The organism is Parasphingorhabdus sp., from assembly GCF_965233695.1.
Taxonomy (GTDB): domain Bacteria; phylum Pseudomonadota; class Alphaproteobacteria; order Sphingomonadales; family Sphingomonadaceae; genus Parasphingorhabdus.
The window spans coordinates 371,778-392,347 of the sequence record NZ_OZ247497.1 but is presented as its reverse complement, the minus strand read 5'-3'; the positions used below and the strand labels follow the sequence as shown (position 1 = coordinate 392,347).

General features: G+C 54.2%; 16 protein-coding genes. 12 read left to right on the top strand and 4 right to left on the bottom strand.

What is annotated here, in order from left to right; translation table 11 throughout:
* Positions 1-31: 31 nt before the first annotated feature.
* A complete protein-coding gene (locus tag ACO6S1_RS01795; protein ID WP_422344656.1) occupies positions 32-1,426 on the top strand; it encodes a sugar transferase in 1,395 nt (464 codons plus the stop codon).
* A gap of 20 nt (positions 1,427-1,446) precedes the next feature.
* Here the strand turns inward: ACO6S1_RS01795 and ACO6S1_RS01790 are convergent, their stop codons facing one another.
* The 4 genes from ACO6S1_RS01790 to ACO6S1_RS01775 are packed head-to-tail and all read right to left on the bottom strand — an operon-like array spanning position 1,447 to position 5,817.
* Positions 1,447-2,535, bottom strand: a complete 1,089-nt coding sequence (locus ACO6S1_RS01790; protein WP_422344655.1) for a glycosyltransferase family 4 protein — start codon at positions 2,533-2,535, stop codon at positions 1,447-1,449.
* Complete coding sequence (locus tag ACO6S1_RS01785) at positions 2,532-3,533, bottom strand: polysaccharide pyruvyl transferase family protein (RefSeq protein ID WP_422344654.1); 1,002 nt, start codon at positions 3,531-3,533, stop codon at positions 2,532-2,534. Before ACO6S1_RS01785 ends, ACO6S1_RS01790 begins: the two co-directional genes overlap by 4 nt.
* The gene (locus ACO6S1_RS01780; RefSeq protein WP_422344653.1) at positions 3,526-5,046 is read right to left on the bottom strand and encodes a lipopolysaccharide biosynthesis protein; all 1,521 of its coding nucleotides are present in this window, start codon (positions 5,044-5,046) and stop codon (positions 3,526-3,528) included. Before ACO6S1_RS01780 ends, ACO6S1_RS01785 begins: the two co-directional genes overlap by 8 nt.
* A gap of 18 nt (positions 5,047-5,064) precedes the next feature.
* Positions 5,065-5,817, bottom strand: coding sequence for a glycosyltransferase family 25 protein (locus ACO6S1_RS01775; protein ID WP_422344652.1), 753 nt, complete (start codon positions 5,815-5,817; stop codon positions 5,065-5,067).
* 211 nt (positions 5,818-6,028) lie between these two features.
* Between ACO6S1_RS01775 and ACO6S1_RS01770 the strand changes: the two genes are divergently transcribed.
* The 11 genes from ACO6S1_RS01770 (at position 6,029) to ACO6S1_RS01720 (ending at position 20,563) form a co-directional block, all read left to right on the top strand.
* Positions 6,029-6,976 (top strand): glycosyltransferase family 2 protein, encoded by a 948-nt coding sequence (locus tag ACO6S1_RS01770; protein ID WP_422344651.1) that lies wholly within the window; start codon positions 6,029-6,031, stop codon positions 6,974-6,976.
* Between the two features lie 66 nt (positions 6,977-7,042).
* Entirely contained in the window at positions 7,043-9,247 is a 2,205-nt protein-coding gene (locus ACO6S1_RS01765; RefSeq protein WP_422344650.1) for a GumC family protein, read from the top strand.
* 49 nt (positions 9,248-9,296) lie between these two features.
* Positions 9,297-10,640, top strand: coding sequence for an O-antigen ligase family protein (locus ACO6S1_RS01760; protein WP_422344649.1), 1,344 nt, complete (start codon positions 9,297-9,299; stop codon positions 10,638-10,640).
* 37 nt (positions 10,641-10,677) lie between these two features.
* The gene (locus ACO6S1_RS01755; protein ID WP_422344648.1) at positions 10,678-10,947 is read left to right on the top strand and encodes a hypothetical protein; all 270 of its coding nucleotides are present in this window, start codon (positions 10,678-10,680) and stop codon (positions 10,945-10,947) included.
* Between the two features lie 113 nt (positions 10,948-11,060).
* On the top strand, positions 11,061-12,191 hold the full coding sequence (locus ACO6S1_RS01750; protein ID WP_422344647.1) for a glycosyltransferase: 1,131 nt from the start codon (positions 11,061-11,063) through the stop codon (positions 12,189-12,191).
* A gap of 55 nt (positions 12,192-12,246) precedes the next feature.
* Positions 12,247-13,545, top strand: a complete 1,299-nt coding sequence (locus tag ACO6S1_RS01745) for an outer membrane beta-barrel protein (protein WP_422344646.1) — start codon at positions 12,247-12,249, stop codon at positions 13,543-13,545.
* 1 nt (position 13,546) lies between these two features.
* On the top strand, positions 13,547-14,548 hold the full coding sequence (locus ACO6S1_RS01740; protein WP_422344645.1) for a hypothetical protein: 1,002 nt from the start codon (positions 13,547-13,549) through the stop codon (positions 14,546-14,548).
* A gap of 348 nt (positions 14,549-14,896) precedes the next feature.
* Positions 14,897-16,435 carry a flavin-containing monooxygenase gene (locus tag ACO6S1_RS01735; RefSeq protein ID WP_422344644.1) on the top strand — a complete coding sequence of 513 codons (1,539 nt, stop codon included), beginning with the start codon at positions 14,897-14,899 and terminating at the stop codon, positions 16,433-16,435.
* 86 nt (positions 16,436-16,521) lie between these two features.
* A complete protein-coding gene (locus tag ACO6S1_RS01730) occupies positions 16,522-18,033 on the top strand; it encodes a flavin-containing monooxygenase (protein WP_422344643.1) in 1,512 nt (503 codons plus the stop codon).
* Between the two features lie 43 nt (positions 18,034-18,076).
* Positions 18,077-19,498 carry a leucyl aminopeptidase family protein gene (locus tag ACO6S1_RS01725; RefSeq protein WP_422344642.1) on the top strand — a complete coding sequence of 474 codons (1,422 nt, stop codon included), beginning with the start codon at positions 18,077-18,079 and terminating at the stop codon, positions 19,496-19,498.
* A 126-nt stretch (positions 19,499-19,624) separates the two neighbouring features.
* A complete protein-coding gene (locus tag ACO6S1_RS01720) occupies positions 19,625-20,563 on the top strand; it encodes an NlpC/P60 family protein (protein ID WP_422344641.1) in 939 nt (312 codons plus the stop codon).
* Positions 20,564-20,570: the final 7 nt, after the last annotated feature.

Below are 20,570 nucleotides of genomic sequence, written 5' to 3'. Positions count from 1 at the left end.
ATCGCTGAGACGATCGTGAAAGGGTTCTCGGATGACTTCAACGATACGTAATCTGCAAAACGCATCTTTCACAGCCGCCAAAATCACCAAAAAGAAAGAATCCAGCCTGACCAAAAGGTCGCGGCGGGCCGGTATTTATTCGATCATGCTGCTGACCGATGCGTTGGCCGTTTGGATCGGGTTTCTGATCAGCAATGCGGTGCTGCTGGGTCACCCTTTCGCATCGCCAGGATTGAAACTCGGCCTTCTCTCGATCCCCATATTCCTGGCCCTGGGATTGAACAGTAACGCTTATGGCAGAACCGCGCTTTTTAAAAGCGCTGGCGCAACAGTCCGCAGCCTTGCAGCCCTGTTTGCGACCCTGGTTCTCATATCATTTGTGTTGGTTGGCCTGTCGATATTGATACCGCATCACCCTTCATTCATCGCGCTCGGGTTCGTGATTTCATCAATCATTGTTGCTGGCGGGCGTTATGTTTGTCATCGGTTTGCCAAACGGATGCTGGGTGCCAATCCGCTCAGCGAGTTGGTTATTGTCGATGGCGTACCGCACGGCCCGATTTTTGATCAGCCGGTGATTGATGCCAAGAAAGCGGGACTGCATCCCGATATTTCCGATCCGGTCATGCTGGACCGGTTGGGAAATCTGTTCCGATCTATCGATCGTGTCATTGTAGCCTGTCCAGTGGAGCGCCATCAGGATTGGGCACTGGTCCTCAAAAGCACTGGGGTAACCGGTGAGGTCTATCGGCACTATCGATCCGCACCGGCAGACACCTATGCGCGGGGGTTGCTCAATATATCGCAAGTCAAACCGCTCACCCGCGTACAGCTATGGTTGAAACGTGCGATGGATCTTGTTTTGGTGTCGCTGGCGATATTGTTTCTGGCACCGTTAATGCTGATTACGGCCATTGCGATCAAGCTGGAAAGTCGCGGCCCGATATTGTTCAAGCAGCAACGGCTTGGCCATGGTAATCGATTGTTCAATATCTACAAATTCCGCAGTATGCGCGATGAGATGAGTGACGCGAATGGCGATCGGTCCACCGGACGAGATGATGACCGTGTCACGCGTGTCGGCCGTTTCATTCGCGCGACTAGCATCGATGAATTGCCGCAACTGTTCAATGTGCTGTTTGGCACGATGAGTTTGGTGGGCCCGCGCCCGCATGCACTTGGTTCCAAAGCGGACTCCAAGCTGTTTTGGGAAATTGACCGGAATTACTGGCTCCGCCATGCTACCGTTCCAGGCCTGACCGGCCTGGCGCAGGTCCGCGGATTTCGCGGCGCAACGATGACGCGCGCTGATCTGGAGCAGCGCTTGGCATCCGATCTTGAATATATTCAGCGTTGGTCGCTAGGCTTTGATCTTTTTATCCTCGCGAGGACATTTGGCGTCGTCATCCACCGCAACGGTTTCTGATCGGCTTTCCAAAAACCCGATCAGGACATAACCTTGCGATATATGGATGACGTGTTGAGTGCAATTTCATCCCAGTCAAACTTCTTGCGAAATTCCGCTGCATCAACCCGGTAGAGATAATAGGGTTTATTCAGCGCCTCGGCCAATGCACTGGTATCGCCTACCGGGAAATAATCCCCTTCAGGCAATCCAATATCGCGATTGGGCTGAATGTCGCTAAGCAACATTGGTGTCGAACATGAGCCCGCTTCCAGCGCCGCGATCGGCAAGCCCTCATGATAGGAGGGCATGACAAACAAAGCGGCGTTTTCATAAAGCTCCCGCAAGGTTCCACGATCCTGCAATCCGGTAAATATGACCCGGTCATTGGCCAATTTCAGCAAAGACTCGGAATACTTGCTGCTATGGTCAGCCCCGCCGACAATGACCAGCTTGCGGCCATCATGGATATCGGCATGGGCTTTGATCAGATCATGCAGCCCTTTTTCCGGAACCAAGCGGCCCACTGCCAGCACATATTTATTCGATTCCAGCTTGAATCGGGCCAGCGCATCTCCCGGTGCACGCGGCAATTCAGGCGCACCGTTGGGAATATAGGAAATGCGGTTGGTCGATCCCGGGAAAGAATTTTGCAGCTTCCTGGCAAGTGAAGGGGAAACAGCAATCACATGGTTGGCAAACCACAGCCCCAGCCGTTCGCCCATGCGCAGGACGAACCGGGGGAAGCGACCCCATTTTGCGCGGTTATAATCCTCGCCATGATGGGTGAGGACAACCTTTAACCCCATCAGGCGTGCCAGGGGTGTCAGCAATGCCGGGCCAATGGCGTGGATGTGGATGATATCCATCTTCTTCCGGCGCGCAGCCAGAATCGCATTGAAGGTGGATGTGATCGCTTCCCGCCATACCGAGACCGGAGATGAAACGCTGATCACCGAAACGCCGCGATATTTATACTCGGCTTTTTTCACGTAGGGCGCTCTGGCAAAGACGGTTATATTGAGGTCTGGATCAAGCCCTTTGACGCGCGGCAACATTTCTTCGCAATGCGTTTCTACACCGCCCATGACATTGGGAATGCCGCGCAGGCCGGTTACGGCTACTTTCATGACAGCAACTCCTCTGCCAGCGCTTGCGCTTCTTCGAGCGTGTCGGCGGTACGCAGAAACCCGATGTCGGATGTCCAGGCCTGAATGAAGTTCTGGAGCTTACCATAGCTGTTGTCGAGTGCGACATGCGGGATACCGAGCAGTGTTGAGAGAATGTGACCATGCAGCCGATCCGTGACCACGACGCGTCCGGAAGACAGCAAGGCGATTCCGCGTTTGAGGCGCGTACTCGCCAGACGATCATATTTCATGGTCCTTGCAGCATTGGGGCTGTGGCCCAAGTCCATCAGTTTGGACGTTGCAGCCGTCATTCGCATCTGCAACTTGTCCTCGGTCAGCCAATCACTGCTTTCAAATCTATGTCCGGGGTGATTGGCCTTGCCCCGCACCGAGCGTTCGAAGTCGGTGCGCATCAGATAGTAGAAGTCGTGGACCGGCGTCTGGCGCTCCAGCGGTTTCATATATAGCGCCATATCCGGACATAGAAAAACCTCGCACTGGAAATGACAGCGCGAGAATTCCAGCGATCGCTGATCCCGGACAAGCAGGGTAAATTTCCCGTGCTGTTCGATGGCACGCGCAGTTTCATCGACCGCTTCATAATTATCGAAGTAGATGGATTGCGGGAGTTGGATGATCCGTTGATCGCGAAAGCGGGACAAAAGCTCTAGCCGGAAATCCTGATGAGATTTCCAGATGGTTCCGAAATTTCCGCCGCCATGCAGAAAGATCGTGCCATCGCCAATAGCCTGTTCCATCTGATTGGCGTCATGGGATCTCAACTTGCTTGTATAAGCGGGCGGCTTCGCATGTTCGCCGAAAAATTGGGTTTCGCCGAGCCAGATGGCCGAATCTCCGACATTGGAATGATCCGGGAAATCAAGCAGCGCGAAAGGCCGTTCGTCGAGCAGCGGCTGCAAGCGTTCAACGATCGTCTCGCGCAGTTTCTTCATGATAGCGCCGGGATGCGTGTGTTGGAGAGTGAGTTGTTCAGGCATGGGGGGATAGCTCCTTTAGGGGAAGGAAGTCTGTGACCAAACGGCGATAAGTTGCGGAAATCACGAGCAGGGCCGCGGCGTAAAATAGCGCGGCGCCAGTGATGGCCACGATCAGCTTCATCCACGTGAGCGGATCATTGCCAGCGAATATTTGGAGCGTGGTCCACAGCAACAGGCCCATGAGCGTGGAAGCAAAGAACGGCGCTCTAATCGCGGCAAAGGTGGTTTTCGTCCCGATGCCAGAGGCTTCTTTCAAGAAATACATCTGCAACGGTAATGTGAGATAGGACCGGGCCACATAGGCAATGGCGACTGCGGTCAGTCCATAGGGCAGGGCCATGATGGTCAGGATGAGTGTCAGCACCAGTTGTGTGATCGCAAGCGTGCGTTGCCGGTGGGTATTGCCGACAGCCGATAATACCGGGGAGGCAAAGAAATTGAGGGTATAAGGTATCGCCATGAAGGCGAATACCTGGGCAAGATCACCAGCGGCTTGCCACTTCCAGCCGAAAACCAGCGGCACCAAATCGGGCGCGATCACACCGAAGCCGACCAGAGCGGGGAACGACATGGCGGCACAGACGCCGAGCATCGCCTTATAGGCTTGCTTCATTGCGGCCGGATTGTCTTGCAGCCGGGAATAGATTTGCAGGCCGACGGATGAGAAGGGTTGGATCGCGGCGGCGGCAAACATTTCCGTCGAGCGCCATGCCACCCGGTAGACACCGACAGCCGCAGCCCCGAGGCTGGCCCCGATCAACAGATCCTGGATCCGCACCAGCATCAGGAAAATCAACTGGGCAATAGTGAGGTTGCTGGAAAAGGCGAAATTCTGTTTCGCCTGCGGCCAGTCAAACTGCAATCCCGGCACCCAGCGGTAGGATGCCCAGGCCAATATGGTGCTGACTGTTTCGGTGACACAGCGTTGAACGACCAGCGACCAGATGCCCCAGCCAGACATGGCGGCGGCAACAGCAGTCGTCCCGCCGATAATTCCCGCCAGTATCGACCGCAACGCGACCGTCTTGTGACCGAATTCCCGGAGACGCAGCGCGAAATGGGATGCGCCCAGCGCGTTGATCGGCAGCGCCAGCGACAATATGCGCAGCGGATCGACGAGGCCGGGTTGGTTGAGGAGGGCGGCCAGTAGCGGCGCAATCAGCCAGATGAGTCCGACATAGACAAAGGCGATGCCCATATTGGTCCAGAAAATCGTGTTAATCTGGAGATCGTCTACCTTCTTGGCCCGGGCTATAAGCTGCACCAGGCCGCCGGTTGCGATGATCCGGCCAACCTCGGAAAAAACATAGACCATCGCGAACAGGCCGATCTCTTCTTTGGTCAGCAGCCGGGCCAGCATGATGAATATGATTAGAGAAAAGACCTGATCGCTCAGCGCCTTGGTCACGGTCCATCCCAGTGATGTTTTGGATTTTTGTCGCAATGAGTCGTCAAACATTGCCCCGGTATTGCCAGGAGCATTGTCAGATAGATCGATGCTTTTGTCCGTCATATGCGGGTTACTCACAGGTTAAAGCTGAAATCGAAAACGACGGCGGCCCAAAATCTGATATGCGGCACGCTCCCATTGCCGTGAGACAAAGCGCCGCAATTTCAGCCGTTCGGGTATTTGATAATTTTCAAAGCGGGATGTTCCGATGGCGCTGGGAATTGCGCGCTCGAGCACCGGAAAGGGAAATACTGCCAGATTGGGAACACCGTGAACCCAGGACCGGTCCATCTGGTCATCAATGGGGCGGTCCACGGCATTGATATTATCCAGAAAACGCTGTGCGCCATTTTTGGTCAGCAGATAAGCCTGCGTGCCAAAGCAATAGCCGGACAATTCAATGAGCCGCGTCGTCCGGCAGACAAAATCCCTTTGCAAGATCCGCTGCGGTGCCGGTTTCTTATAGTAGAGGCGAATATAGTCGTGGCCCGATTCACCATGATCTTCGGCGATCAGCGACTTTAGGAAACTCCAGTCCGCCAGAATATCGTCTTCCAGGATAAGATATTGATCGGCATCGTCTTTCAGCAGTTTTTGCCACAGAGCGTGATGGCTCGAAAAGCAACCCAGCTCGCCCGGCTTAAGCGGGCGGCCCTTGGCAATGATCGCCTTGTCCTCGTCATAGTGAAGGCCGGCATGTAATTTCTCGTGCGCATCGAAAAAATCCCAGGGCATGGATTTGGGGATGCCGCTGCTGATGAATGCGTGCCGCCGCTGCGCTGCATCGCGCATGCTGATGACAAAAATTTTGGTCCGGACGGAGCCACGCGCCATTACAGTTCCTTCGTCCGGCATCTGTTGATGCCGATCTAAATGTTGTTCGGGATCGGTCGTTAGAATCCCCAGACCGACCGAACTTTACTGCATTGCACAACGAAGGAGCTAGGTTCTATAAATGCCTGTATCGCGCAGATGGCAAGGCTAAAAATCCATTCGTCGATGTCACGGAACATGTTATCTTCGGCACTGCAAAAAACGGGATAAAATGATTGATCTAAGCTTCTCTGTTGTTATCCCGGTCCACAACAAGGCCCGTCATGTGGCGGCGAGCATCACGAGCGCCTTGCAACAGACTCGGCCGCCCGAAGAGATTATCATTATCGATGATGCCTCCACCGACGACAGCGCCGCGATCATTTCCAGAATGCAAGATCCGCGCATTCGTGTGCTGTTTCGCGATACGCCTGGACCCGGTGGCTATGCCGCGCGCAATCTTGGCATTGCCGAGGCCAATGGCAACTGGATCGCCTTTCTGGATGCCGATGATATCTGGTATTCGTCGCATCTGGCGGACATCGCCGCAGCGATCGAGCGGGCGCCGGAAGCGGGCTGCGTCGCCACGCGTTATGAGCATGTTTTCGAAGCGCACCGCAGGCCATCCAAAATGACCGGCATGCTGGCCGCCGTCGAGGGGCGCAGCGCCGACTTTCGGGAAAGCCTCGATATCTGGGTGCAGAGCGGGGAATGTCCAATCTGGACCAGTGCCGCAGCCTTTCGCCGCGACGTGCTGGAACGGGCCGGACCTTTTCCGGCAGGAAAAGCGGTGCGCGGCGGTGACAAAGATATGTGGTTGCGGGTGCTCGCACTTGCTCCGTTTGCCTATGAACCGAAGATCAGCGCGGAATTCCATCGCGATACCGATAACAAGGTGAGCAAGATGACTCATCCCGATACCATCCCGATCATGGTGAAAACGGCGCGAGCAATGATGGACAAGGTTGGCGCAAAAGAGCGGGTTTTGTTGCGCAAGCTGATCAATCAGCAAATCGGCCTGTACGCACGGTTCTCATTCAAGAGCGGGACTATTTCGCGGCAGTTTGCCCGCAATCTTTGCATGCCTGAAGGGGTCGGGCTGTTTGTGATGATCGAGGCATTACGGCTGATGCCAGCGGCGTTGCGGCAGAGCATCTACCGGGTCGTCAAAGGGGTATGATCATTTGAATTAGGGGGCAAAATCAGGGCGAAAACGCAGGGGGCTTTGTGAAGGAGCTGGCGTGCCATGAATAAAATGTCGGATACACCCTTGCCGCTCGACCGGTTTGTGGCGGAAGAATCCAGTGAGCTGATTGACCTGCGCGCCATCGGTCGTGCCTTTCATAAACATATAGTCCCGGTTTTCCTGGTGGCGGTCCTTGCCATCGCGGCAACCGCCGCTGCTTTTTTCCTGACCAAGCCACGCTATCTTGCAACCGCGACTATGGTCGTGGAACGGCAAGCGCAGGATGTTGTTCCCGTAGAGACTGATACGCCTGCTCTGACAACCGACTCGCCAACTGTAGATACGACGGTCGAGATACTGCAATCGCCCTTCATTGCGGGGCGCGTGGTCGATGCGCTCAAGCTGATCAATGAACCGGAATTTAATCCCGGTCTGTTGGAGGATGGCGCTGCACCGCCCAGTACGGCGGCCGAGCAAGAGGTCGCCCGTGATCGTGCTATCCGTATATTGGGCGGATCATTAAATGTTCAGCGGGAGGGGGTCTCTTATGCAATTGCAGTGAGCTACACATCCGAAAATCCAAAAATGGCCGCGAATGTCGCCAATGCAACGATCGATGAATATCTTCTCACACGCGTCGAAGGCGAGGAAGGTACGACGCAGCGCAGTGCTGATTTGCTGGAAACCCGGCTGGAAGAATTGCGCGGCGAAGTCCTTGCGGCAGAAGCGCAGGTCGCCCGCTACCGGTCAGATGAAGGATTATTTGCCGCAACGGATGTCAGCTCGATCACGCAGCAAGAATTGTCGGTATTGAATAACCAGCTTGCCGAAGCACGGGCGGCAGAGGCGGTTGCCAATGCCCGATTATCGACGGCACGCTCGCAAGTGGCGCAGGGCCTGACGGGTGAATCGCTCGGTGCGGCTCTGGAATCGGAAGTTGTCGGTGCTCTGCGAGCTCAGCGCGCCACCGCCAGCGCCGAGGTGGCAAACCTGACCACCCGCTATGGGGCCCGCCACCCCAGTTTGATCAAGGCACGAAGCCAATTGGCCGATATTGATCTGCAAATCGGCGCCGAGGTTGAACGGATCATGGCAAGTCTGAAAACGGAAGCAACCGCGGCGCGTGGCCGAACGTCTTCGATTGCATCTTCTATTGCCGGGCTGCAAAACCGGCTGGCGGTGGATAGCGATGCATCGGTGCGGCTCAGCGAGCTTGAACGCAACGCGGCCTCCGCGCGAGAACTATATCAAGGTTTTCTGGATCGGTATAAAGAATCGGTGGCACGCCAAGGCACAGAAACCAGCGGAGCTAAAGAAGTGTCTCGCGCCGCGATACCGGCCATGCCGATATCTCCAAACCCGCTGCTATATATCGCCATCGCTCTGGTCGCAGCGGGTGCCTCTTCCACTGCTGTGGTTGCAGGCCGGGAGTTTATGGAAAGCGGTTTGAGAACGGCGGCCGATGTTGAAAAAAGGCTTCGTGTCAGTGCCTTGGGGTCTATTCCGGAAATTGGTTCGCTGCCTGACGTCAAAAAGTCCGGTGAGGCAAATGCCTGGCCGCCGCAATTTTTGATCGATCATCCGAAATCAGCATTTACCGAAGCTTTCCGGGCGCTGAAAACAACCCTTGCGATGGCACCCGTGGGACGATCGGCGGCGCGGCAATCGACGAAGATCATTTCTGTTACCTCCGCTCTACCCGGCGAAGGCAAGACCAGTTCTTCCATTTGTCTTGCCAGTGCAGCGGCGCGGTCAGGTATTCGGACGCTTTTGGTTGATTGCGATTCCCGGCGGCAGGCTTCTTCACGCTCGCTGGCAAATGCGATTACCCACGGCCTGACCGACGTCTTGAACGGCGATGCGTCACTTCAGCAGGCTGTTGTCCATGACGAAGATAGTGGAGTGTATTTCCTCGGACAGAAACCGGACGAGGAAACGCCTTTTGATTTGATGGGATCACAGGCAATGGCCGATCTGCTGACCGAATTACGCGGCCAGTTCCAATTTGTCGTACTGGATACGGCACCTGTTCTACCTGTCGCAGAATCGCGGATGCTCGCGGCCTTGGCGGACATGGTCCTGTTTCTTGTGCAATGGAAAAAGACGCCGGCAAAAGCGGCTGAAATCGGCCTGCATCAACTGGATGCGGTTGGTGCCAATATCGCCGGGGTGGTGCTCAGCCGTGTCGATGTTGTGGAACAGGCACGCACCGGCTTTGGCGATGCGGGCCTCTATTTCAAACGGTACAAGGAATATTACGCTTAGTGCGTGTGGTTCTGGCCGTGATTATTGCGCAGACAGAGAGAGTGTCATAATGGGCGGCGGCAATATTGGCGGCGCGCCATCCTTGCCCCTGCCAATTCTGGCTCTGGTAGCTGTTTTATTAGCTGTCCCGATGATTTTGGCGCTAAAATCAGTGCAAGGTTATCCGGCGCGTTTTGTGATCTTGGCCATCTGGCTGCGCTATATCATGAGCGCTTTTCACGAGATTACATTTGCGCCTGTCGTCGCTGGATTGAGCCTGAACGCTCTGGGGTCTGTCGCCATTGCAGGCATCGGCCTGCTGCTAGTGGCGCCTCGGCACTTTCTGCTCAAACCGCTGATGCCGGTTTATGCGCTGATATTGCTCTCGCTGATCAGCGCTGCTGCCAATGACGGGCTGTTTACCGCCCTCAACGCGGCGGTGAAACATATCTATTTCATGGTCCTGATGATCGCCGTCTATCGGGCTTTACTGGAAAATGGCGGCGCGCGTTTTTTCGCACCATTGCTTTGGGCCTTCGCGCCGCTACTGGTTTTCCAACTGCTGTCTATCGGGTTGGGCGCGGTGAAAGCATCCGAATTTGACGGCTCGAGCAGTTATATTGGCGGCTATAACCATGAAGCCACTTTCTCAATCGCGATGGCGACATTTTTTCTGGTGGCATGTTTTGCAGTAACGTTGCAGCGCGTGATCCAGCTATTGCTATTCGCTGTGCTGCTCGGCGGGATCATCCTTGCCAACTATCGCACCACGATGCTGGCGGTTCTGCCATTAGCCGCCATACAGGTGGTAAGCAGTACAATGTTCTCGTTCGTCCGGGAACAGCGAGTGATTTTGGCGATCATCCTGTCATTGTTAACGTTGATGGGCATTGCGGTGCTGGCCGGTTTTTCCGCAGAACGGTTCAACGATCTGGCGGTATTTTTCGGAGACCCGGGTCAGTATATCAAGCCGCAAGCCGAGTTTTCCTTCGACGAGCGCCGTTTGCTGTCGGGCCGTCTCTATATCTGGTCGGGCTATCTTTATGCCTGGCTTGATGGGTCAACACTCAATCACCTGATCGGTTTCGGCCCCGATAGCTGGGAAGAGTTATTCAAAGTCTATCCTCATAATACGATCGTTGCCTATCTTTACGAATTGGGCTGGGCAGGGGTTTTTCTGCTGATCATTTTCTGGATCAGCATGGCCAAGTTAGCCATGCGAGCACCCGTAGAGGATCGTGCGACATTGATATTCGCGCATTTGTCATTCCTTTTCATGAACTTGTCGACAATGGCGATGTGGCAAATAGAAGGTGTAATTTTTTATGCCATTCTCTGTGGTTTTTCGCTATTCAGGAAAGTGGAAACAGGGGCAATAAGAAGCCAGTTGAAACCGAGCCTGCGCCCCGTTTGAATTTTTGTTCCGTTTTTCAGGAACAGGGGAGGCGCGATTGGATGACAAAAGCGGCGATACTGCTGGACGCAAGCCAGCCACGATTGCCAACGAGGTGATTTCTCACAATGGTGTCAGTGCCCGAACATCTGTCGATGATGCATCGCGCGTTGATGACTTTGGGCAATCAGAACAGCCAGACAAGCCGATGTCTGCTATGGCATCCGACAACGCGGAACAACTGCCCCTTCGTATGTGGTTCATTGCCGGTGCCGGGCTGATCAGCTGGATCCTGATTGCAATTGGTGCAATGATTTTCTTCTTCTGATCGGGAATCCATCCCGTTAACCCGGAATCGGTGCGCTACAGCGCCGAAGCATTTTTCTCGATTTGGCGTTTTGATAAGAAAAATCCGGTTGCCTGGATCGGGATATATTTTACTTGCGCCCAAAAATTCTCTTCATCATCAATTCCCTGACCGGCGGTGGTGCCGAGCGGGTTATGGCTGCGTTGCTCCTTCATTCGCGCGCTTACGGTGATCGCTATGATATGGCGCTGGCGCTGCTGGATGACGAACCTGCTGCCTATACAATGCCCGACTGGGTCACGCTCCATCAACTCGACTGTCGCGGCAGCCTGTTACAATCAATACGGCAATTGCGATCATTGGAACGGTCTTTGCGGCCGGCCGCAACGCTCAGCTTCCTGACGCGGGCCAATGTCGCCAACTGGGCGAGCCGCGCGGGGTCTGGCCGGCCTTGGGTGATCAGTGAACGCGTCCACACCGCCGCGCATCTCGGGACAGGCCTGTCAGGACGGATTGGTCGCATGCTCGTTAGCCTGTCTTATCGCTATGCCTCTCATATCATTGCTGTTTCGCAGGGCGTAGCGGATAATCTTTCGGACGAGTTTGGTGTGCCAAGCGATAATATAAGCACGATCGCCAATCCCGTCGATACAACGCGTATCGCTCGCCAAGCCCTGGAAAAATACCCAGCCCATCCTGACGAGCCCTATATCATGGCGATGGGCCGTCTCGTCGAGAACAAGAATTTCGGGCTGTTAATCGACGCTTTCGCAGCAGCATCCATCCCCGGGAAACTGATCATCATTGGAGATGGTCCGCTGCGCCCCGATCTTGAACGACAGATCTTTGACCATGGCCTTGTGGACCGGATCATTCTGCCCGGCTTTGTGCAGAACCCGTTTCCCTTATTGGCCGGTGCCCGTTTTTTTGTGCTTTGTTCCAATGCGGAAGGTTTTCCCAATGCGCTGGTCGAGGCGATGAGTACCGAGACAGCGGTAATTGCGACCAATTGTCGATCGGGACCCTCGGAAATTCTGGCGGGCACACATGATTTGAACGTCGAAGCCATGACCCTGGCCAAATTCGGTATCCTTGTGCCTTGCAATAATGTTGCCGCTATGGCCGATTCTTTGCGCTATTTTCAAGAGGATGAGCCGCGAAAACGCTTCGCCCGGCTCGCTTTGGCGCGTACCAAAGACTATACACCGGAAAAGGCGGCACAGCGCTACTGGCACGTGATAGAGCAGAGCATGCAAACAGTTTAGTTGCGGTGCAACGAGCTGTCTAACCTTGTGGGGCTATGCAAGGAGTGAAAGCGGAATGCATCAGCCTGCTCTCGGGATTGTAATATCGGTAATTTTGGTTGGGTCGCTGCCGGGCACGGTTCACGCTCAGCAATCTGACGTGCTGGAAGATTTTCGGGACGAGAGCCTGCAATTCCAGCGCCCTGACATACTCAGCGTGCAAGAACGGCCGCAACCCGCTTTCGATTCCGTCCCATATCGCATTGATGGGGCAGAGATCATGCCGAGCATCTCCGTTGATACGCAGTATAACAGCAATATATTCGCAGAGCGTGATGCCAGCGATGATTTGATCGTAAGAGTCAGGCCAAAACTGACGGCAACGAAACAATTTGGTAATTTGCATATCGCCACCGCGGCGGAAGTCGAGCGCCAACAATATCTTGGCAAAGATAGCCAGAGCACGACCGATTATGTTTTGGGCTTGCGCGGGCGCTACGATATTGACCGTAACGGCCAAATTTATGCCGGGACACGCAGTGGTCAGCGCACAGAGGATCGCACTGATCCCGCCTCGCCGCTAAATGTGCAAAAGCCGGTTCAATATCGCTTTGCTTCCGCCTATCTGGGGGCGGCACGGAGCTTTGGCCAGCTAAGAATTGCGGGACGCGCAGGTGTTGAAACCAGAAATTACAAAGATGGCCGTGATGGTCTGGATGCTCTCGTGGACCAGGATTTTCGTAACCGGACTTTGTTGACCGGCGATCTCGGTGCAGAATTTGCTATCAGCCCGGATGTATCGGTTTTTGCCAATGGCAGTGTTAATCGGCGCGATTACAAGAGTCAGCCGCCATTGCTGCCATCACGCGACTCCCAGGGATTTGAAATTACCGCAGGGACCAGCTTTCAATTGAGCAAGCTCATCCGCTCTGAAATTGGCATCGGCTATTTTCAGCAAAATTTTAAAGATCCGGAATTTGAGGATGTCGGGGGCTTTGCTGCGCGGGCGAAATTTGAATATTTTATCACGCCGCTGGTGACACTTACCGCTCGTGCCAATCGCGGTGTTGAGGAATCATCGACGCTGGGTTCGGGTGCCTATGTCGCGACATCATTCTCATTGACCGCAGACTATGAGCTTTTGCGCAATTTGATTGTCACCGCCAGTGGCGGATATGAACGCAACGATTTTCAGGAGATCGATCGCCATTATAACACTGCTAGCGCAAAATTTGGTGCAAAATGGCAGGTCAGCCCGCGCTACGCACTGACCGCGCAATATGATTTTCGTGATCAGGATGCTTCGGGCTTGTTCCCCGGACGAGAATTTACCCGGCACCGATTCCTGGCGGGCATCACCATAGCAGGAATGTGACATGATCGCTTATCTAGACCGACGAACCTTTATTTCCGCCCTGGCTCTGGCTTCGCTTGCCGGATGCTCGCGTGCGGCCAAGGCAGCTACTATAGATGGCCGAACATTTCAGGGCGATGGCAACGGAGAAGGACTAAGAGCGCAGTCCGATCTTGTTGTTAAAAATTCGAAATTCCTCAATCTCGGGAACGGCGCGATACGCGTGAATGTAGCGACCGACGGGTTGTTGGTGGAACGGGTCGAAGGACGAGACCTCTACCGTTTTCTTGAAAACACCGCTTCGGACAGATCGACGCCAGCGTCGCTGACCAATTTCATCCTCCGCCAGATTAGCGGCGACGACATAAGGCGCGCCATGACCCGGATACGCTATGGATCGCGCGACGGTCTGATCGAGGATGTCATTGCCCGGGCGAGCGCCAATACCGAACGCTATTGCACCGGCTTTGTGCTGGATGACGAAGCGCAGGCGATTGTCTATCGCCGATGCGAGGCCCATGGTTTTGCCGAGCAAGGCCGATCGAGCAGCGACTATTGGAATGGCGACGGCTTTTCCGACGAACGGGGTAATAAAGCGATCCAGTATCTTGATTGTACCGCCACCGGCAGCACGGATGGGGGCTTTGACCTTAAATCCACCGATGTGCAGCTGACCAATTGTGTCGCCAAAGATAATAAACGCAATTTCCGTTTATGGGGCACCGGCGCGCTGGAAAATTGCCGCAGCGAAGATCCGCGATCCCGCGGCGGAGCCGGAAGGCCCGGCCATTTTTCGTTTCATGGCGGCTCGGCCAAATATGTCTTCGATCGCCCGATTGTGCGCGCGGCAGCAGACAATGACACGCCGGTTTTTCTGTTTGACAACGATACACCCGCCAATGTCGAAATCCGCAATGCCGATATCGACGCGCCGGGTGCGCCGCTCGTGCTGGTCGAAAACAGCGAACCGAATATCACTTGGGTTCCTCCACGCGAAGAACAGAATATCCGGACGGCCGAATAGGTTCATTACGGAAAATCCTTTCCTACAACACCCGTGATTGGCTATCATGATCGCCGAATCTGGTTCCTGTCGCGACAGTCCATTCGGACAGAAGGCGGGGAGGAATTTTTTTTAGGCGATTCTGTGTCGAAACTGCAGAAACTGGGCAGAATCCAAAATCCTATTCTGATCGTGCATTTGGCAAGAGTGACGGTTGACATTATCGGCCATACACACCCGCATTCCCGGAACTCTGCGATATTTGCGTGAGAACTGTGTGAACTTTCGCCTTAATCAGCCGATTAAATTGCCATTTGCAACCTTGTCGCTGGAATGGCATAGTATCGCCAAAGCTGGGAGAGACGGCAAATGGCTACGCAGATGGCAGAAAAAAGTAACACTGGTGCTCCGGCACCCATGGAATCGGTCGATGTGCTGATCGTCGGCGCCGGTATTTCCGGTATCGGCATGGCGGTCCATCTGCGGGATAAATGTCCCGGCAAAAGCTTTGCCCTGGTGGAGCGTCGCGACGAGATTGGCGGGACATGGAATCTCTTCCAATATCCCGGCATCCGTTCGGATAGCGACATGCATACTTTGGGTTATAAATTTGAACCCTGGACCGAGCAAAAGGCCATTGCCGACGGTCCGTCGATCATGGAATACCTTCACCGGATCAAAGCAAAGCATGATCTGGAAAAGCATATCCATTTTGGTCAGAAGGTGCTGTCGGCCAGCTGGTCTAGCGAGGATGCACGCTGGACAGTTACTGCCGAGAAATCAGATGGCAGTCAGGTCGTGATGCACGCCAATTTCCTCTATATGGGTTCTGGCTATTATGATTATGATCAGGGCTATGACGCGAAGATAGAAGGCATCGAGAATTTCAAGGGCGATGTCGTCCACCCGCAATTCTGGCCCAAGGATTTTGACTATAGCGGCAAGAAGGTTGTGATCATTGGTAGCGGCGCGACGGCGGTGACCATCGTCCCTGTCATGGCGGAGAAAGCAGCCCATGTGACAATGCTACAACGTACGCCGACATGGTATTTTGCCCGGAATGCGAAGGATCATCTCGCCAATTTCCTCCGCAAGATCATGCCAGATCAATGGGCCTATAATATCATCCGCAAGAAAAATGTCTGGATGCAGGATCTGACATTTAACATGGCCCGGAAGAAGCCGGAAAAAATCATCAAGAAGCTTGAAAAGCCGCTCAAAAAAGAGCTCGGCGACAAATATAACAAGGAAGATTACACGCCGCCTTATGGTCCCTGGGAGCAGCGGCTATGCCTCGTTCCCGACAGTGATATGTTCAAGGCGATTAGCGCCGGAACAGCGGATGTCAAAACCGGCCATATTGAAACCGTGACTGCAGACGGTATTAAACTGAAGTCCGGCGAGACATTGGATGCGGATGTGATCGTTACTGCCACCGGACTGAAACTGGCGGTCGCCGGCAAGGTTGCCTTTGAAGTGGATGGCAAACCAATCAATTTCCATGATCATTTCTATTATAAAGGCTGCATGTTTTCCGATATCCCGAACATGGCAATTGTCTTTGGCTATCTCAACGCATCGTGGACGCTCAAGGCCGATATTGTTTCGGAATATACCTGCCGCTTGCTCAACCACATGGACGCGACGAGTACGCGCATTGCCAATCCGGTGCTTTCCGAAACGGTGGAAGAGGAAGAGCTGTTCGACTTCTCCTCCGGCTATATCAAACGGTCCATCAACGAGCTGCCGCGCAACAGCACAAAAATGCCGTGGAAGCTCAATCAGGACTATCTGTTTGATAAAAAGATCCTGCTCAAAGACCCCATCGACGATGGCGTGATTCAGTTTTACGGGCCGAACAGTGCAAGCGTTTCGGGCGATGAACCACAACTCGAGGCAGCAGAATAGGCTTCCAAGCTCAGGGCTAACGGACTTTACGTCACCCAACACGTTACCCACCTTGCAATTAACATCAATGTCAGTAAATAAGCTTTATGGAAAATGAAATAGTTGATGTGCTGATCGTGGGTGCCGGCCTTTCGGGAATTGGCGCTGCCGTTCACCTGACCAAGCGCTGCCCCGGTAAAAGCTTTGCCATTGTCGAAGGGCGCGAGCGGCTGGGCGGGACATGGGATCTGTACCGCTATCCCGGCATCCGCTCGGACAGCGACATGTATACATTGGGTTATAATTTCAAACCCTGGACCGCGCGCAAGGCTATTGCCGATGCGCCCTCGATTCTCAAATATCTCCACGAGACCGTTGACGAATATCAGCTGGAAGACAGAATCCGCTTCAACCGGAAGGTTGTGAACGCCAGCTGGTCGAGCCAAGAGGCGCTCTGGACCGTCAGCCTCAAACATGGTGACGGATCAAGCAGTATGATCAAATGCAATTTCCTCCATATGTGCTCTGGCTATTACAGCTACGATGAAGCCCACAGCCCCGATTTTCCGGGCAAAGAGGCTTTTGCAGGGCAGATTGTGCATCCCCAATTCTGGCCCGAAAATATCGACTATGCTGGCAAGAAAGTCGTTGTTATCGGGAGCGGCGCAACCGCCGTGACATTGGTGCCGTCCATGGCCGAAACGGCAGAGCATGTGACGATGCTCCAGCGTTCACCGACATATATCGTATCATTGCCCGGCGAAGATAAATGGGCGCTGCGGTTCCGGAAAATTCTGCCTGGTAAACTGGCCTATCTGCTCACCCGCTGGAAAAACGTACTGTGGGGTCTTTTTACGTTCAACCTGGCGCGCAACAAACCAAAGGCATTCAAAAAGCGCATATTGGATATGGTGAAAGAGGAAATGGGCGAGGGCGTTGATATGACCCATTTCACGCCAAGCTATAATCCTTGGGATCAGCGCCTATGCCTGGTCCCGGACAGTGATCTGTTCAGCGCGATCAAATCAGGTAAAGCGTCCGTTGTCACCGATCATATCGAGCGCTTCACCAAAGAGGGCATAGCGCTGAAGTCCGGCGAAACGCTGGAAGCCGATATAATCGTTACAGCCACGGGCTTGAAAATGCTCACGGGCGGCAGCGCCGCCATTGAAGTGGACGGTGAGCCCGTCATTTTCGGCGAAAAAATAAACTATAAGGGCGTCATGTTTTCCGGAGTGCCCAATTTTGGGATGACTATGGGCTACACCAATGCCAGCTGGACATTAAAAGCCGATTTGACAAGCGAATATGTCTGCCGTTTGATCAACTTCATGGACAAGAACGGCACACCGATTGCGACACCCACTCTGCCTGCAGACGGCTCGGTCGGGACCGAGCCGATGCTCGATTTCACTTCCGGCTATGTGCAGAGGGCGATCAAGGATTTACCGAAGCAGGGAGACCGCAAACCTTGGCGGCTCAATCAGAATTATCCCAAGGACATTATTAACTTGCGCCATAAGACCGTTGATGATGGCGTATTGGTTTTTGCCAAAGCGGGAAGCCCGTCGCCAAAGCCATCTCAAGATACTCCGGAAAAGGACTCGGTTGCGGCCTGATTAGGCACTCGCGTTCCGATCGTACAGCAGCTATAGCACAGGCATGACCGACTTTAAGACATTGATAGAGGCCGATAAAGGCCAGCCTGCCCGCACCATCCAGATATTGGATGTGAACATTTTCGAAGACTGGTTGAAAGACCAGCCTGATAGCGTTCGCAGCATAGTGAAGGCTTATAAATTTGTCGCCAATCCGGAATCATATCTGATCCTTCCGGTCACCGGCGCGAAGGGCAAGGAAGAAAAATCGCAGCAAGGCGACTTCACGGTGGTTGCCGGCGTGATTAATCACAAGAAGCTAGACCCATGGGCGCTTGCCAAGCTGGGCGGCAAATTGCCGGAAGGCAAATATCGTTTGGCTGGTGCCAGCGCCAAGGATGCGCTTTTCGGCTGGTTGATCCCCCAGCATGAGTTTGATCAATACAAGGAATTACCGGATCGTCAGGGGCCAAGCGTGCTGTTGGTCAAGGACGAGATCGGACAAGTCGACGAAGCTGTCCGGCAAGCGGAAGCCACGGCTTTGGTGCGCGATATGGTCAATACGCCGGCCGCCGATATGGGACCGGACAAGCTTGAGGACATTGTCGAGAAACTGGCCGAGGCGAATGGAGCGGACCTGAAAGTCACGCGCGGTGACACATTGGAAAAGAATTTCCCGATGATCCACGGTGTTGGCAAGGCTGCGATGCGCGACCATGCGCCGCGTCTCATCGAATTGAATTGGGGCAAGGCCGATGCCCCAAAAATCGCAGTTGTTGGCAAGGGTGTGACCTTTGATAGCGGTGGACTGTCGATGAAGTCGCCGGCGGGCATGCTGATAATGAAGAAAGATATGGGCGGCGCGGCCCATGCGATTAGTCTGGCCAAGATGATCATGGAATCCAAGCTGCCGGTGCAGCTGCATTTGCTGGTGCCAGCGGTTGAGAATTCGGTCGATGGTCACGCCTTGCGCCCTGGCGATATCCTCAACAGCCGCAAGGGCCTGACGGTTGAAATTGGCAATACCGACGCGGAGGGCCGTCTGGTTTTGGGCGACGCACTGACACTGGCGGGCGAAGAGGAACCGGAACTGATTATCGATTTTGCAACGTTGACGGGTGCTGCTCGTGTGGCCCTGGGGCCGGATTTGCCAGCGATGTTCTGTAGCGATGACGAAATGGCGGCCGGTTTGCTGGAAAGCGGCGATCTGGAAGATGACCCGCTGTGGCGCATGCCCTTATGGTCGCGCTATGAATATCGCCTCAATAGCCCGATTGCCGATACCAATAATGTGGCCGTGGGTTCGTTTGCGGGTTGTATAACGGCGGCATTGTTTCTCAAGAAATTTGTTCCGGATGATATCCCTTGGGCGCATTTCGACACCTATGCCTGGCGGCCCGCCAGCAAAGCTGGGCGACCCAAAGGTGGCGAGGCGCTGGGTTTGCGAGCGAGCTGGCACTATTTGAAAGGGCGCTACAGCAAATAGACGCTGCAGTCGCTGCTTGATCAACAGGTGGATTCTCGGTTAAGGGCGACTATTGTCACAACTTCGTCACAAAGCATCGCAGTTCGCAGCAATTGTGCGCGCAGTAAATGGGGTAGATAAGGGTAAATGAACATAGTCGGGGACATAAAAGCCGGAGATCAGGTGCCGCGCGCGAAATTTTCGCTGCACGGTCCAGAAGAGGACTTTGATCCGCGGACGACTGCTCATCGCGGCGATCTGGCAGACATTGCCTTGGCAGGAAAATTGTTCGCGCCGCACTATGCAGAAGCCATGCCGATGCGCTGTGCAGCGCCGAAGGCGATGATCCGTAAAAATGGTAGCAAGGACCATGAAGCGGTGTCCGAACTGCTGCATGGTGAGGACTTCCATTTGCTCGATGTTGTCGGGGACTGGGCCTGGGGATTTTGCGATCATGACGGCTATGTCGGCTATCTGCCGGTTCATGCACTCCAACATCAGCACAAAACGGCCCAGCCCACTCATCTGGTTTCTGCGCGTGCAGCCCTGATATTCATTGCGCCTGATGTAAAAGCCGGTGTGATCAAGCGTTTGCCGATGGGTGCGAGATTAGCATGTGGCGAACAGAGCGCTTGTGGCAAGTTTTTGAAAACCGGCAAGGGCTATGTCCATATTCGCCATGTTCAGCCAATTGGTGCAAAGCTGGTTTTTGATGGCAGTAACAGCAGTATTGATTTTGCCGAGCAACTCATTGGCGCACCTTATTTGTGGGGTGGTCGCAGCGGCGATGGACTTGATTGTTCGGGTTTGATCCAGATGGTGCTTGGCTTGACCGGTCAGGCGGCGCCCCGGGATGCGGATCAGCAGCTAAAGGCTGTAGGTTCGGAGATTGCGACTGATGAAGATTTGAAGCGGGGTGATTTTGTGTTTTTCCCCGATCATGTAGGAATTATGGCTGACGGCGATCAAATCATCCATGCTAATGTGCATTGGATGCGCGTAGTTGCCGAACCGCTAAGCGATGTGATTGCTCGCTTTGATGCAGATGTCGAGCAACCGGTTTTGGCGCGCAAGCGCCTCGGCTGATTTACGA